This is a genomic window from Burkholderia sp. Bmkn7 (assembly GCF_041103175.1).
In the GTDB taxonomy this organism is placed as follows: Bacteria; Pseudomonadota; Gammaproteobacteria; order Burkholderiales; family Burkholderiaceae; genus Burkholderia; species Burkholderia cepacia.
The window spans coordinates 1,996,143-2,010,166 of record NZ_JBGCUH010000002.1 but is presented as its reverse complement, the minus strand read 5'-3'; the positions used below and the strand labels follow the sequence as shown (position 1 = coordinate 2,010,166).

Below are 14,024 nucleotides of genomic sequence, written 5' to 3'. Positions count from 1 at the left end.
CGCGCCGAATATTTGTCAATGACAAAGTCGCTTGCTATTGTCTAATACGGGTAAACCTGCGGGCTGGCGCGATAAATGGCGTCGGATACCATGCGGGGTTTCGTCAACGGAAGAATCATCGCGTGCAGAACCACGAAGTCAGCGCAGACGATGCGCCGCCCAAGGCGCAGCGCGGGATCCAGAGTGTCGAGGTCGGCGGCCGGCTGCTCGATGCGCTCGCGCGCCGGCGCAAGCCGCTCGGGCTGTCCGAGCTGGCCGCGGCGGCCGACCTGTCGACCGCACAGGCGCACACCTATCTCGTCAGCCTGACGCGGCTCGCGCTCGTGAAGCGCGACGCGCTCACCGGCAACTACGAGCCGGGCCCGTTGTCGCTGCGGCTCGGGCTGATGTCGATCGAGCGCCAGCCGGCCTATCGCGCGACGCTGCCGCACGCGGCGCGACTCGCGGAAGCGGTCGGCCTGAGCGTCGCGCTGTCGGTGCCGGGCGCGCTCGGGCCGACGATCGTGCGCATCGAGCACGGCGGTTATCCGCTGCACGTGAACCTGCATGTCGGTTCGGTGATGTCGCTCGACACGACGGCCACCGGCCGCGTGTTCCGCGCGTTCGGCGACCCCGCGCAACTCCGCGCGATGGCCGCCAGCCAGGCCGGCGCGGCCGACACGCTTGCAGGCGGCGAACAGCCCGTGCCGGATACCGGCGTGCCGCAGGCCGAACTCGACGCGATCCGCGCACGCGGGATCGAGCGCGGCGTCGACCTGCCGAGCCCCGGCGTCAGCGCGATGTGCGTGCCGGTGTTCGACGCGGCGGGCGCGCTGCAGCTCGCGTTGACGGTGATCGGTTCGACGGGCTCGATCGACGTCGCGTGGGACGGCCCGATCGCGGCGGCACTGCGCGACGCGGCACGGCAGGCGAGCGCATCGCTCGGCGCGGCGCACGATGCCCCGCCGCCCGCACCCGGCGCAGCCCCGGCCGCTGCGCGCGTGCCGCCCGCGCTGGCCGACGATGCGAAGGCGCAGCGCGGGATCAACGCGCTCGACAGCACCGGCGAGTTGCTGCTCGCGCTGGTATCGGCGGGCCGCGCGCTGCCGCTGCGCGATCTCGCGGCGGCGGCCGGCATGCCGGCCGCGAAGGCTTTTCCGCATCTCGTCAGCCTGCAGAAGATCGGCCTGCTGAGCCGCGACGACGCCGGCTGCTTCGGCGGCGGCCCGCTCGGGCAGGCGCTCGGCCTGATCGCGATGCAGCGCGTGTCGCCGACGCGCGACGCGGAAGCCGAGATCGTCGCACTGGCCGGCGCGACCGACATGAGCGTGGCGGCCGCGACGCTCGGGCCGCTCGGCCCGACGGTGATCCGCCTCGAGGAATCGGCGCGGCCGCAGCACGTGAGCCTCCAGGTCGGCACCGTGATGTCGCTCGTCAATACGGCGATCGGCCGGATTTTCGCGGCCGGCATGTCCGACGACGTGCTGGCCGACCTGCTCGCCGACGAGCCCGTGCGCCTCGCGGGCCGCATCGCCCCGCCGGCCGACGACGCATTCCGGGCGCGGCTCGCGACGATCCGCGCGGACGCGCTCGATTTCGCGTTCGACGCGCCGGTGCCGGGCATCGGGACGGTCGCCGCGCCCGTGTTCGATCACACCGGCAGCATCCGGCTCGTGATCGCGATCATCGGTTCGTCGCGCGGCTTCCCGCGCGGGCCGGACAGCGATCTCGCGCAGGCGTTGCTCGCCGCGACGCGGCGGCTGTCGTGGCGGTTCGGGTGGATCGGCCGGTAAGCCGACGCCTGCTTCCGCCATCCTCCGCAGCGCCCGAATTCCCCTCTCTTGTTTCAGGCGAGGCCGTGCCGGCACGGCCTCGTCGCGCGCCAGCACGGCCGCGCGAAGGCACCCGATATTCATGTTGCGAAGCAGCAACACAAATTGTCAGTAATTCTCATATAACGAAATCGCATTTCACAAAGCGGAGACGTTTCGCTATGATTAGGGTTATCCCTAACTCGCCACCTATAAGGGGCTTCGTCATGCAAACGTCTAATGTCTCCGACCGTTCCACCGAATCCGCTGGCTGGCTCGCACGTATGGGCGAGCTGATTGCAGAAGCTTGGGCACTCCACCTCGAGACCTGCGAAGTCATCGCTGAAGCACACGCCCGCCTGCCGCGCTGAGCGGTACGACCGGCCCACAGCCGGCCGCACGATGCCGTCCTGATCCGCTTGCCCAGATGCGCGCCGCAAGGCCGCGGCACCCGGCAACGCCCGGCGCGGCAAACAACGTGGAAACCGGCAAGCGTTGCCCCGGTTGAATGCGCTCCCGGTGCCGGGAGCGTGTCGGGGTCGCTTTAACGCCGATGCCGGCGCCAGTCCGCCTCGACGCGGTATCGAATCGGCTTCGGCGCGCATTTATCTGACGGCTGCCCGGTCGGGCAGCCGTTATCCAGCCAGCACGCGGGAAGGCCGGACCATCGCGGATGGAAGATTCATCCGCGTTGCCGGCGGCGGTACCGAAACACGCCGCGCGGCTTCTCCCCCGCGCGATTGCCAGCTTTCTGCGCGCATACGCGCAGCCACTAGCGCCGTCGTTTCAACGACGGCCGCCTCTCACCCCTGCCTTCCTCACACCTGAATCGACGGCACGTCCTTCATGCAGCGCAGTGCAAACATCGAGCGGCTGTGACGGATGCTCGAAATCTTGTACAGCTTTTCGCGCAGGAAGCGCTCGTAGCCGGCCGTGCCGTCCACCGCGACCTTGATCCAGTAGTCGTACTCGCCCGACACCAGATACGCCTCGAGCACCTCGGGCAGCGCGGCGAGCTCCTCGCCGAAGCGGGCAAGCGCGTCGTCCTCGTGGCGATCGAGCGTGACTTCGAGGATCACGATGTCCGCATAGCCCAGCTTCCGCTGGTTGACGAGCGCGACATAACCGTCGATGTAGCCGTCCACCTCGAGTTGCCGTGTGCGGTTCCAGCACGCGGTGGTCGACATGCCGATCTGTTCGGCCAGTTCGGCGTTCGACAACCGCGCATTTTTCTGCAGTGCACCCAGGATCTTGCGGTCCTGGCTGTCGAGCGTTTTCGGCGAGCGTTCACGTGTGGCCATGGCAGGAAGAATCTTCTACTGAAAAGCGCGATTCTATCTGAACGACATTCCGGATTTGTGTCGGTTTGTGTGGAAATGCGGAAGCCTTTTAATCCGGCCCCTTGATATATTTTCCCCATGCCTGTTGTCCGGCACGCTCCCCGCGACAACCCCTTCGCAGCGGAACGCACGGCCGCAATCACGAGTTGCGGTGCCGGCCAGCAGGCATGCGATTCCCCGCCGCCCGCGCGCCTATCCGGCCGCGCGGCTTCGGCGCCCGTGTTCCTGTTCCTGCCCTACCCGTCATGTCGTTCAGGCTTTACCTCTCGTTTCTCGCTGCTTCCGCCGTTCTCGTCTACGCTCCCGGCCCCGTCAACCTCCTCACCATGAACCAAGCGCTGCGCGCCGGCTGGCGCCGCGCGCTGCCGTGCGTCTGGGGCGGCACGCTCGCCGTGCTGCTGCAACTCGCGCTGACCGCGCTGTGCCTGAATTCGCTCGTGCATCTCGACGAGCGCGCGCTGACCGTGCTGCGCTGGGCCGGCGCGGCCTACCTCGTCTGGCTCGGCTGCAAGCAATGGCTCAGCCGCGCGCCGGCCGGCGGGCCCGCCACCGCGGCAGGGCCTGCCGGGACGGCAACGCCGGAGACCGACTCGCACCGCACGCTGTTCTGGCGCGGCCTCGCGACCTCGGGGCTGAATCCGAAAACGCTGCTGTTCTTCCCGTCGTTCTTCCCGCAGTTCATCGTCCCTGACGCCGACTGGAGCCTGAACCAGCAGTTCCTGCTGCTCTCGGCGACCTTCGCGGTGCTGTTCGCGGGCGGCGTCGCGTCGATGGCGCTGTTCTCGCACCGGCTGAGCCGCGCACTGCAGCGGCCCGCGCGGATGCGCGCGATGAACCGCGTCACGGGCGGGCTGCTCGTCGGGATGGGCGCGATCATGGCCGGCTGGAACTGAACGGCGGCCGCTACGCGCGTCGTCGCAACCGCCGCCGGCCCCGCGAAAAAGCAGCCGATCGCGGAATGCTTTAGGGTAGCGCCTGGTTCGTTGGACATGCCCGGCCTGCCGGGCGACTGAATGAAGCACGTCACTACCCGCCTGCGGCGCCTGTTCGCGCCGATCGGCCTGCACTGGTATCTCGCCCTTCTCCTCGCGCTCGATGCACTGATGGTGCTGCGCCCGGTCGTCGACAACGCGAAGCTCGGCCGCCACGGTGCGTGGCTTGCCGATGCGCTGAACCTCGTCGACAACGCGGGGCTCGTCGTGCTGCCGCAGGTCGTGATCGCGGCCGGCCTCGCGACCATGGCCATCGGCATCTTGCTGCGCGCGCGCGTCGCATGGGTGCTGTCGATCCTGCTGCTGGTCGCGGCCGCCGCGCTCAGCGCGCTCGGCGGCTATCCGAGCCACGGCGTGTTCGCCTACACGGCCGTGCTGGTCGTCACGCTGCTTTATTACTGGCGGCATTTCGACCGCGCGAGCATCGCCGCCAGCAGCCTGTTCGCGTTGCTGAGCATCGTGTCGCTGCTGATCTACGCCACCTTCGGCGTGCTGTATCTCGGCGACGAATTCACGCCGCCCGTCCACGACCTCGCCACCGCCGTCTATTTCTCGATCGTGTCGATGTCGACGGTCGGCTACGGCGACATCGTTCCGCACGCGCCGACCGCGCGGCTGTTCACCGCCTCGGTGATCGTGCTCGGCATCACGGTGTTCGCGACGTCGATCAGCGCGGTCGTCGGCCCCGTGATCGGCGGCAATCTGAAACGGATCGTCAAGGGAGGCATTTCGAACGTGATCCGCAAGCATCATTTCCTGATCGTCGGCGCGACGCCCGTCGCGCATGCGGTACACGACGGGCTGCGCAAGCGCGGCTACGCGGTGACCGTCGTCGTGCCGGCCGGCGTCGAGCACAACTACGCGGCGGCGACCGACCTGATCGTCGGCGACGCGACCGACCATGCGGTGCTGGAAAGCGCCGGCGCGGCGACCGCGCGCGCGGTGCTCGCGTTGCGCTCCGACGACGCCGAGAACGCGTTCATCATCCTCGCGATCCGCGAGATCGCGCCGTCGGTGCGCACGGTCGCGCTCGTGAACCAGCAGCGCAATCTCGAACGGCTGCGCCTGTTGAAGCCCGACATGGTGTTTTCGCCGCAGCAGCTCGCGGGCGAACTGCTCGCGAGCACACTCAACGACGAACCGGTCGACAAGTCGATGATCTCGCACCTGCTGTTCGGCACGGCAGATGCCGCATGACCTGTCGGGCCCGTGGCCTCATGACCTCGTGACCTCGCGACCGCATAGCCTCGAGACCGCATGACCCGCGGCGGCCGGCATGCGCCCGGTACAATCGCGCGATGTCCGAATTGCTCACTTACGGCGGCCTGTTCGCCGTGTCGATGGTCGCCGCGACCCTGTTCCCGCTCCAGTCCGAAGCCGTGCTCGCCGGCCTGCTGCTCGCCGGGCGCGAACCCGTATGGGCGCTGGTGCTCGTCGCGAGCATCGGCAACGTCGCCGGCTCCGCGATCAACTGGGCGCTCGGGCGCGGCATCGAGCACTTCCGCACGCGCCGCTGGTTTCCCGTCAAGCCCGCCGCGCTCGCACGCGCCGAGCGCTGGTATGCGCGCTACGGCCGCTGGTCGCTGCTGCTCAGCTGGGCGCCCGTAATCGGCGATCCGCTGACGATGATCGCCGGCGTGCTGCGCGAGCCGCTGCCGAGCTTTCTCGCGATCGTGACGATCGCGAAGGTCGGCCGTTACCTGGCCGTCGCGTGGCTCGTCACGCACTGACACCCGCGTTCCCGCCGCACCTGCCGGCGTCGCCATCGACGACGCGCCGCTAAAGAATTCGCCGCTGCTGCCGTATTAAACGGTCGATCAGCGGTGACGCGTGCGTTCCGCCCCTCTCCCTCCCCACTCAGGAAGTTTCATGAGATTGACCCAATTGGGCCGGGTGAGCGTCGGCGCGCGTCTTGCCGCGCTGGCGTGCGCGCTCGTCGCCCTGCTGTTTACCGTGTTCGCATGGACGCTCGCCCATTTCGCCGGCCGGCAACTCGCCGAAGAGGCACACCTGCGGATCGCCGACAACGAGCAGTCGATCCGCGCGATGGTCGACCTGTTCGACAAGGCGCTGACCGCCGAAGCCGATCGCTCGATGTCGCTGTTCGCGAGCTTCCTGCCGGCCGAGTTCTCGCTCGACCCGGCGCGCACCGTCGACATCGGCGGCGTCGCCGCGCCGACGCTCGTCGCGGGCGGCCAGCCGCTCGACCTCGACTATTCGATTCCCGACCAGTTCCTGAAGAAAAGCGGTGCGATCGCGACGATCTTCGCGCGCGACGGCGACGATTTCGTGCGCATCACGACGTCGCTGAAGAAGCAGGACGGCGCGCGCGCGGTCGGCACGAAGCTCGACCGTGCGGGCCCCGCGTACGCCCCGCTCGTCGCCGGACGCGTGTACACGGGCCTCGCGAAGCTGTTCGGGCGGCCGTACATCACGCAATACAAGCCGGTGACCGACGCGACCGGCCGCGTGATCGGCGCGCTGTTCGTCGGCCTGGACATCGGCGCCGAGCTCAAGCTGGTCGAAGACGGCATCCGCTCGCTGAAGATCGGCAGCAACGGCTACTACTTCGTGCTCGACGCATCGCAGGGCCCGTCGCGCGGCACCTTCGTCGTGCATCCCGATGCGGCCGGCGCGCCCGCCGACGACACGCGCGCGCCCTACGCGCAGATGCTCGCGGCCGGCACGGGACGGCTTGCCTACACGTCGACCGACCCGGCCGCGCACGACAGCGGGCCCACCGCGAAATTCGTATCGTTCACGACGATTCCGCAGTGGCAATGGCTCGTCGGCGGCATCGCGCTCGACGACGAACTGCTCGCCGGCATGCGCGCCACCCGCAACCGCTTCCTGATGATCGGCGCGTTGCTCGTCGCCGCGTTCGCGACGCTGTTCGTCATCGTGGTCCGCCGTGTCGTGAGCCGGCCGCTCGATGCGGCGGCACGCGCCTCCGAGCGTTATGCGGCGGGCGATCTCAGCGTGCGCATCCGCGATGACGCAGCCATGCGCGGCAACGCGGGCCACGCCGGCAACGACGAGATCGGCCGGCTCGTGCAGGCCGTCGACGGGATCGGCGACGGCCTCGCCCGGATCGTCGAGCAGGTGCGCAACAGCTCGGCCGACATCGCGCGCGGCACGGTCGACATCGCGGCCGGCAGCGGCGACATGGCCGCGCGGATCGCGACGCAGGCGAGCAGCGTCGAACAGACCGCGGCCAGCATGGAGCAGATCACCGCCGCCGTGCAGCAGAGCGCCGAGCACGCGGCGCAGGCCAACGCCCTGGTCGCCCACGCGTCGGCCGCCGCGACGAACGGCGACGCCGCGGTGCAGCGCGTGGTCGCGACGATGGACGACATCGGCCGCGCAACACGCCGGATCGCCGAGATCACGGGCACGATCGAGGGCATCGCGTTCCAGACCAACATCCTGGCGCTGAACGCGGCCGTCGAGGCCGCGCGCGCGGGCGAACACGGCAAGGGCTTCGCGGTGGTCGCGGCCGAGGTGCGCACGCTCGCGCAGCGCAGCGCGGCTGCCGTGAAGGAGATCGACGCGCTGAGCGCCGAATCGTCGACGACCGTCGAACAGGGTTACCGGATCGCGGACGCCGCGCGCGGCACGATGCGCGACATCGTTGCGCGCGTCGACCAGGTCAGCACGCTGATCGGCGAGATCAGCGCCGCGTCGCGCGAACAATCGACCGGCATCGAACAGGTGAACCTGGCCGTCACGCAGATCGGCGACGCGACGCAGCGGAATGCCTCGCTGATCTCGGACGCCGAACGCGCGGCCGTCGCGCTGCGCGACCAGGCCGCGCAACTGGCGGACGCGGTCAGCGTGTTCCGGCTCGAGCGGAACGCGTGACCGGAGCGGACGATGAACGACGGACGATCGGCCAGGGCCGGGCAACCCGCCTACTTCTTGTCGCCAGCCAGGTCGATCGCCTTGTCCGAGCCGACCGCGTTGCGCAGCTGGAATTTCTGGATCTTGCCGGTCGACGTCTTCGGCAGCTCGCCGAACCGCACGACCTTCGGCACCTTGAAGCCCGCGAGCAACTGCCGGCAATGCGCGACGATCTCCTCTTCGGTCGCGCTCGCGCCTTCGCGCAGCTCGACGAACGCGCACGGCACCTCGCCCCATTTCGGGTCGGGCATCGCGACGACGGCGGCGACCGCGACGGCCGGATGCCGGTACAGCGCATCCTCGACCTCGATGCTCGAGATGTTCTCGCCGCCCGAGATGATGATGTCCTTCTTGCGATCCTTGATCCGGATATAGCCGTCCGGCGTCAGCACCGCGAGATCGCCGGTATGGAACCAGCCGCCGTGGAACGCGTCGTCGGTCGCCTTCGGGTTCTTCAGGTAGCCCTTCATGCAGATGTTGCCGCGGAACATGATCTCGCCGAGCGTCTCGCCGTCGGCCGGCACCGGCGCCATCGTGTCGGGATCGAGCACCGTCGCGCCCGCTTCCAAGTGGTAGCGCACGCCCTGGCGCGCATTGAGCCGTGCACGCTCCTCATCGGGCAGTTCCTCCCAATGCGCCTGCTTCGCGCACACGGTCGCCGGGCCGTAGACCTCGGTCAGCCCGTACACGTGCAGCAGGTCGAAGCCGATCTCCTTCATCTTCGCGATCACGGCCGGCGCGGGCGCCGCGCCCGCCACCATCGCGTGCACCGTGTGGTCGATGCCCGCGCGGAATTCGGCCGGCGCGTTCGCGATCGCGCTCTGCACGATCGGCGCACCGCAGTAGTGTGTGATGCGTTCGCGGCGAATCAGGTCGAACACCGTCTTCGCATCGAACTTGCGCAGGCAGACGTTCACGCCCGCGCGTGCCGCGACGGCCCACGGGAAGCACCAGCCGTTGCAGTGGAACATCGGCAGCGTCCACAGGTAGACGGCGTGCTTCGGCATGTCCCATTCGAGGATGTTGCTGATCGCCGCGAGATACGCGCCGCGATGGTGGTAGACGACGCCCTTCGGATCGCCGGTCGTGCCGGACGTGTAGTTCAGCGCGATCGCGTCCCATTCGTCGGCGGGCGGGGTCCACGCGTAGTCGGCGTCGCCGCTGGCGACGAGCGCCTCGTAGTCGGTCGCGCCCGCGAAGCGTGCGGGGTCCGCCGGCATCGCATCGGCCACGCTGACGATCTTCAGGCCCGGCACCTCGAGCGCCGCGCGATGCGCGAATTCCGCATACTCGGTATCGACGATCAGCACCTTCGCCTCGCCATGGCGCAGCATGAACAGCACCGACGACACGTCGAGCCGCGTGTTGATCGTGTTCAGCACGGCGCCGGCCATCGGCACGCCGAAGTGCGCCTCGACCATCGCCGGGATGTTCGGCAGCATTGCCGCGACCGTGTCGCCGCGGCCGACGCCGAGCCGCGCGAGCGCGCTCGCCAGCTGCTTCGCGCGCGTGTAGGTCTCGCCCCAGGTGCGCCGCACGTCGCCGTGCACGATCGCGAGGCGCTCGCCGTAGACTTCGGCCGTCCTGACCAGGAAGTCGATCGGGGTGAGCGGCACGTAATTGGCGTCGCGGCGGCCGAGCCCGGCCTCGAACATCTGCGTCATGATCCTGTCTCCCGTGTCCTGTCGACCGGGGTGGATCCACCCCGGATCGTTTTGATGTGGTTCAATTGCCGACAGCCTAACGGGCGCTATTGTGAGCCGTCTGTCATCGAAACGACAGAGTGCCTTTCCCGCGCTGCGCGTTATCCCTATCCTCGCAAACCCGACCCATGCACGACCCTCTCGCCGCACCGCCCGACGCGCCCGTCCACCCGGCCGACGCCCTTTCCGCACCGGGCCCGCTGCCGGCGCTGTCCACGCTGTTCGGCCAGTGCGCGTGGTTCCGCACGCTCGCGCCCGAACACCAGGCGCTCGTGCTCGCGCAATCGCGCGTCGAGCAGTGCGAGGCCGGCGACGTGATCGCCCATCGGCTCGCGCCGTCCGAATACTGGATCGGCGTGCATCGCGGGCTGCTGAAGCTCGCGATCTTCAACGCGTCCGGGCGCGGCTGCACGTTCTCCGGCGTGCCGTCGGGCGGCTGGTTCGGCGAAGGCAGCGTGATCAAGCGCGAACTGCGCAAGTACGAGGTCGTCGCGATCCAGCGCTCGACCGTGCTGTTCGTGCCGGTCGACACGTTCCACGCGCTGCTCGACACGAGCCTGCCGTTTACGCGCTTCGTGATTCACCAGCTGAACAACCGGATGGGCGAATTCATCGCGTCGATCCAGAACAGCCGGCTGCTGGACGTCGATGCGCGCGTCGCACAGTCGCTCGCGCAGCTGTTCAATCCCGACCTGTACCCGGACACCGGCCCGTCGCTGTCGATCTCGCAGGAGGAACTGGGGATGCTCGTCGGCGTGTCGCGGCAGCGGATCAACCAGGCGCTGCAGCAGCTCGAGAAACTCGGCGTGCTGCGGCTCGCATACAACCAGATCGACGTCGTCGACCTCGGTGCGCTCGCGCGTGTCGGGATGGAGCAGATCTGAGCGCGGGCCCATGAGCGGAACCGCCGCAGGCGCAGCCGGCCCGTCCGGTATCGCGACCGTTTTGCGGCCGCTTTCAGGCCAGCTCGCCGCGCGGCATTTCCTCTGCCGAATCGGCGTCGGGCCGCCCGCCGCAACCTGACAATTCCGCCAGTTTCGCGACAGTAACCCGTTCCACGCCGACGCCTATCATTCGGGTTCCCTTTACCGACGCCTGATCACCGCCTGTCCCGCTGCCTCCATGTGGATCGTCAATCTTGCGCTCAGGCGCCCCTACACGTTCATCGTCATGGCCATCATGATCGTGCTGGCCACCCCGCTTGCGCTGATGCGCACGCCGGTCGACGTGCTGCCCGCGATCAACATCCCCGTGATCAGCGTCATCTGGAATTACAGCGGCTTCTCCGCGACGGAGATGACGAACCGCATCACGTCCGTGCACGAGCGCATCCTGACGACGACCGTCAACAACATCCAGCACGTCGAATCGACGTCGCTGCCCGGCATCGCGGTCGTGAAGGTGTTCCTGCAGCCGGGCGCGAACGTGCAGACGGCGATCGCGCAGACGGTCTCGTCCGCGCAGGCGATCGTGCGGCAGATGCCGCAGGGCGCGACGCCGCCGCTCGTGATCACCTATTCGGCCTCGAGCATCCCGGTGATCCAGCTCGGGCTGTCGAGCAAGACGCTCAGTGAACAGTCGCTCGCCGACATCGCGCTCAACTTCCTGCGCCCGCAGCTGATCACGGTGCCGGGCGTGCAGATCCCGTTCCCGTACGGCGGCCGCACGCGCGTGGTCGCGATCGACCTCGATCCGCAGGCGCTGCTCGCGAAGGGGCTCACGCCCGCCGACATCGTCAACGCGGTCAACGCGCAGAACCTCGTGCTGCCGACCGGCACCGCGAAGATGGGCCAGACCGAATACCGGATCGACACCAACGCGTCGGCCGATACGGTCGCCGACATCAACAACCTGCCGGTCCAGACTCTCAACGGCGCGACGACCTATCTGCGCGAGGTCGCATCGGTACGCGACGGTTTCGCGCCGCAGACCAACGTCGTGCGCCAGAACGGCCAGCGCGGCGTGCTCATCTCGATCCTGAAAAGCGGCGACGCGTCGACGCTCAAGGTCGTGTCGGACCTGAAGGCGCTGCTGCCGAAGGTGATCCCGACGCTGCCCGAAGGGCTCACGATCACGCCGCTGTTCGACCAGTCGGTGTTCGTCGACGCGGCCGTCCAGGGCGTGATCCACGAAGCGCTGATCGCCGCCGTGCTGACCGCGATGATGATCCTGCTGTTCCTCGGCAACTGGCGCAGCACGCTGATCATCGCGATCTCGATTCCGCTGTCGATCTTCACGTCGCTGATCGCGCTGTCCGCGCTCGGCGAGACCATCAACATCATGACGCTCGGCGGGCTCGCGCTCGCGGTCGGCATTCTCGTCGACGATGCGACCGTCACGATCGAGAACATCGAGCGGCACCTGCATCTCGGTACGAACCTGCATGACGCGATCCTCGAAGGCGCGGGCGAGATCGCGGTGCCCGCGTTCGTGTCGACGCTGTGCATCTGCATCGTGTTCGTGCCGATGTTCTTCCTCACGGGCGTCGCGCGTTTCCTGTTCGTGCCGCTCGCGGAAGCCGTCGTGTTCGCGATGCTCGCGTCGTACGTGCTGTCGCGCACGCTGGTGCCGACGCTCGCGATGCTGCTGTTCCGCCCGCAGCAGGCGAGCGCCGGCCCGGATCGTTCGACGTCGCGCTTCGCACGCCTCCATCACGCGTTCAACGAAGCGTTCGAGCGGCTGCGCGCGTGGTACATAGTGCTGCTCAGCATCCTGCTGGTGCGCCGCCGCTTCTACGCGACGTGCTTCCTCGGCTTCTGCGTGCTGTCGACCGGCCTCGTGTTCGCGCTCGGCCGCGACTTCTTCCCGAACGCCGATTCGGGCAACATCCGCCTGCACATGCGCGCGCCGACCGGCTACCGGATCGAGGAAACCGCGCGCCTCGCCGACCAGGTCGAGCGCGTGATCCGTGAAACCGTGCCGCCCGACGAGCTCGGCGCGATCGTCGACAACCTCGGCCTGCCGGTGAGCGGCATCAACCTGTCGTACAGCAACGCCGGCACGATCGGCACGCTCGACGGCGAGCTGCTGATCGCGCTGAAGCCCGGCCACCGCGCGACCCAGCATTACGTGCAGGCACTGCGCAAGGTGCTGCCCGAGCGCTTCCCGGGCGTCGAGTTCTTCTTCCAGCCGTCGGACATCATCACGCAGATCCTCAACTTCGGCCAACCGGCCGCGATCGACCTGCAGGTGCTCGGCAACGATCTCGCGAGTAACATGACTATCGCGAGCAGCCTGATGAAAAAGTTCAGGCAAATCCCCGGCGCCGTCGACGTGCACGTGCTGCAACGCAACGACGAGCCGACCCTGCTGGCCGACATGGACCGTACGCGCATGCAGCAGCTCAACCTCTCCGCGCAGAACGTCGCGCAGAACATGCTGATCTCCCTGTCCGGCAGCTCGCAGACGACGCCGTCGTTCTGGATCAACCCGCGCACCGGCGTCCAGTACCCGCTGCAGATCCAGACCCCGCAATACAACATCTCGTCGGTCGACGACCTGCTCGGCACGCCGATCTCGGCGAGCGGCCGCACCGGCATGCCGCTGCAACTGCTCGGCAACCTCGTGCAGGTGCGCAGCACCGCGAACCCGGCCGTGATCACGCACTACAACATCCGCCCGGCGATCGACGTGTACGTGAGCGTCGAGGGCCGCGACCTCGGCGCGGTCGCGGGCGAGATCGACCGCATCGTGTCGGACGCGCGCGCGACGCTGCCGCGCGGCACCGAGCTGACGATGCGCGGCCAGATCGAGACGATGCGCACGTCGTACCTCGGCCTCGGCGCGGGCGTCGCGATGGCGATCGTGCTCGTCTACCTGCTGATCGTCGTCAATTTCCAGTCGTGGCTCGACCCGCTGATCATCATCAGCGCGATGCCGGCCGCGCTCGCCGGCATCGTGTGGATGCTGTTCATCACCGGCACGCATCTGAGCGTGCCCGCGCTGACGGGCGCGATCATGACGGTGGGCGTCGCGACCGCGAACAGCATCCTGGTCGTGTCGTTCGCGCGCCAGCGTCTCGCGGCCGGCGCGCCGCCGCTCACGGCCGCGCTGGAGGCCGGCGCGACACGGATCCGGCCGGTGCTGATGACGGCGCTCGCGATGATCATCGGGATGGTGCCGATGGCGCTCGGTCTCGGCGAAGGCGCCGAGCAGAACGCGCCGCTGGGCCGCGCGGTGATCGGCGGGCTGCTGTTCGCGACCGTTTCGACGCTGCTGTTCGTGCCGCTCGTGTTCGGCGGCGTGCATGCGCGGCTGGCTCGCCGGCGCGCGCGCCAGGCCGGACACTGACTTTCTTTC

The 14,024-nt window shown here is 68.5% G+C and carries 9 protein-coding genes; 7 read left to right on the top strand and 2 right to left on the bottom strand.

Going from position 1 to position 14,024, the window contains the following annotated elements:
- The first annotated feature begins 122 nt into the window (after nucleotides 1-122).
- Nucleotides 123-1,772: an IclR family transcriptional regulator gene (locus AB3K92_RS14910; RefSeq protein ID WP_059484981.1), complete on the top strand. Its 1,650-nt coding sequence runs from the start codon at nucleotides 123-125 to the stop codon at nucleotides 1,770-1,772.
- Nucleotides 1,773-2,608: 836 nt separating this feature from the next.
- On the opposite strand, the gene AB3K92_RS14905 is transcribed toward AB3K92_RS14910, so the two are convergent.
- On the bottom strand, nucleotides 2,609-3,091 hold the full coding sequence (locus AB3K92_RS14905) for an Lrp/AsnC family transcriptional regulator (RefSeq protein WP_021159229.1): 483 nt from the start codon (nucleotides 3,089-3,091) through the stop codon (nucleotides 2,609-2,611).
- 284 nt (nucleotides 3,092-3,375) lie between these two features.
- Here AB3K92_RS14905 and AB3K92_RS14900 point away from each other — a divergent pair, with 284 nt between their 5' ends.
- The 4 genes from AB3K92_RS14900 (at nucleotide 3,376) to AB3K92_RS14885 (ending at nucleotide 7,983) form a co-directional block, all read left to right on the top strand.
- A complete protein-coding gene (locus AB3K92_RS14900; RefSeq protein ID WP_059677000.1) occupies nucleotides 3,376-4,023 on the top strand; it encodes a LysE family translocator in 648 nt (215 codons plus the stop codon).
- A 120-nt stretch (nucleotides 4,024-4,143) separates the two neighbouring features.
- Complete coding sequence (gene kch, locus AB3K92_RS14895; protein ID WP_021159231.1) at nucleotides 4,144-5,319, top strand: voltage-gated potassium channel protein; 1,176 nt, start codon at nucleotides 4,144-4,146, stop codon at nucleotides 5,317-5,319.
- 101 nt (nucleotides 5,320-5,420) lie between these two features.
- Complete coding sequence (locus AB3K92_RS14890) at nucleotides 5,421-5,852, top strand: YqaA family protein (RefSeq protein WP_048023115.1); 432 nt, start codon at nucleotides 5,421-5,423, stop codon at nucleotides 5,850-5,852.
- 139 nt (nucleotides 5,853-5,991) lie between these two features.
- Nucleotides 5,992-7,983 carry a Cache 3/Cache 2 fusion domain-containing protein gene (locus AB3K92_RS14885; protein WP_369465340.1) on the top strand — a complete coding sequence of 664 codons (1,992 nt, stop codon included), beginning with the start codon at nucleotides 5,992-5,994 and terminating at the stop codon, nucleotides 7,981-7,983.
- Nucleotides 7,984-8,033: 50 nt separating this feature from the next.
- Here AB3K92_RS14885 and AB3K92_RS14880 read toward each other — a convergent pair whose 3' ends face one another.
- Nucleotides 8,034-9,686: an acyl-CoA synthetase gene (locus tag AB3K92_RS14880; protein WP_042974869.1), complete on the bottom strand. Its 1,653-nt coding sequence runs from the start codon at nucleotides 9,684-9,686 to the stop codon at nucleotides 8,034-8,036.
- Between the two features lie 167 nt (nucleotides 9,687-9,853).
- Between AB3K92_RS14880 and AB3K92_RS14875 the strand changes: the two genes are divergently transcribed.
- Both AB3K92_RS14875 and AB3K92_RS14870 read left to right on the top strand, forming a co-directional pair.
- On the top strand, nucleotides 9,854-10,609 hold the full coding sequence (locus AB3K92_RS14875; RefSeq protein WP_021159235.1) for a Crp/Fnr family transcriptional regulator: 756 nt from the start codon (nucleotides 9,854-9,856) through the stop codon (nucleotides 10,607-10,609).
- Nucleotides 10,610-10,847: 238 nt separating this feature from the next.
- The gene (locus AB3K92_RS14870; protein ID WP_369465339.1) at nucleotides 10,848-14,015 is read left to right on the top strand and encodes an efflux RND transporter permease subunit; all 3,168 of its coding nucleotides are present in this window, start codon (nucleotides 10,848-10,850) and stop codon (nucleotides 14,013-14,015) included.
- Nucleotides 14,016-14,024 lie beyond the last annotated feature (9 nt).

What these genes read in the sequence shown, in the direction of transcription:
- AB3K92_RS14905 (WP_021159229.1), bottom strand. Translation starts at nt 3,091, where the DNA reads ATGGCCACACGTGAACGCTCGCCGAAAACGCTCGACAGCCAGGACCGC.
- AB3K92_RS14875 (WP_021159235.1), top strand. Translation starts at nt 9,854, where the DNA reads ATGCACGACCCTCTCGCCGCACCGCCCGACGCGCCCGTCCACCCGGCC.
- AB3K92_RS14890 (WP_048023115.1), top strand. Translation starts at nt 5,421, where the DNA reads ATGTCCGAATTGCTCACTTACGGCGGCCTGTTCGCCGTGTCGATGGTC.
- AB3K92_RS14885 (WP_369465340.1), top strand. Translation starts at nt 5,992, where the DNA reads ATGAGATTGACCCAATTGGGCCGGGTGAGCGTCGGCGCGCGTCTTGCC.
- AB3K92_RS14870 (WP_369465339.1), top strand. Translation starts at nt 10,848, where the DNA reads ATGTGGATCGTCAATCTTGCGCTCAGGCGCCCCTACACGTTCATCGTC.
- AB3K92_RS14880 (WP_042974869.1), bottom strand. Translation starts at nt 9,686, where the DNA reads ATGACGCAGATGTTCGAGGCCGGGCTCGGCCGCCGCGACGCCAATTAC.
- kch (WP_021159231.1), top strand. Translation starts at nt 4,144, where the DNA reads ATGAAGCACGTCACTACCCGCCTGCGGCGCCTGTTCGCGCCGATCGGC.
- AB3K92_RS14900 (WP_059677000.1), top strand. Translation starts at nt 3,376, where the DNA reads ATGTCGTTCAGGCTTTACCTCTCGTTTCTCGCTGCTTCCGCCGTTCTC.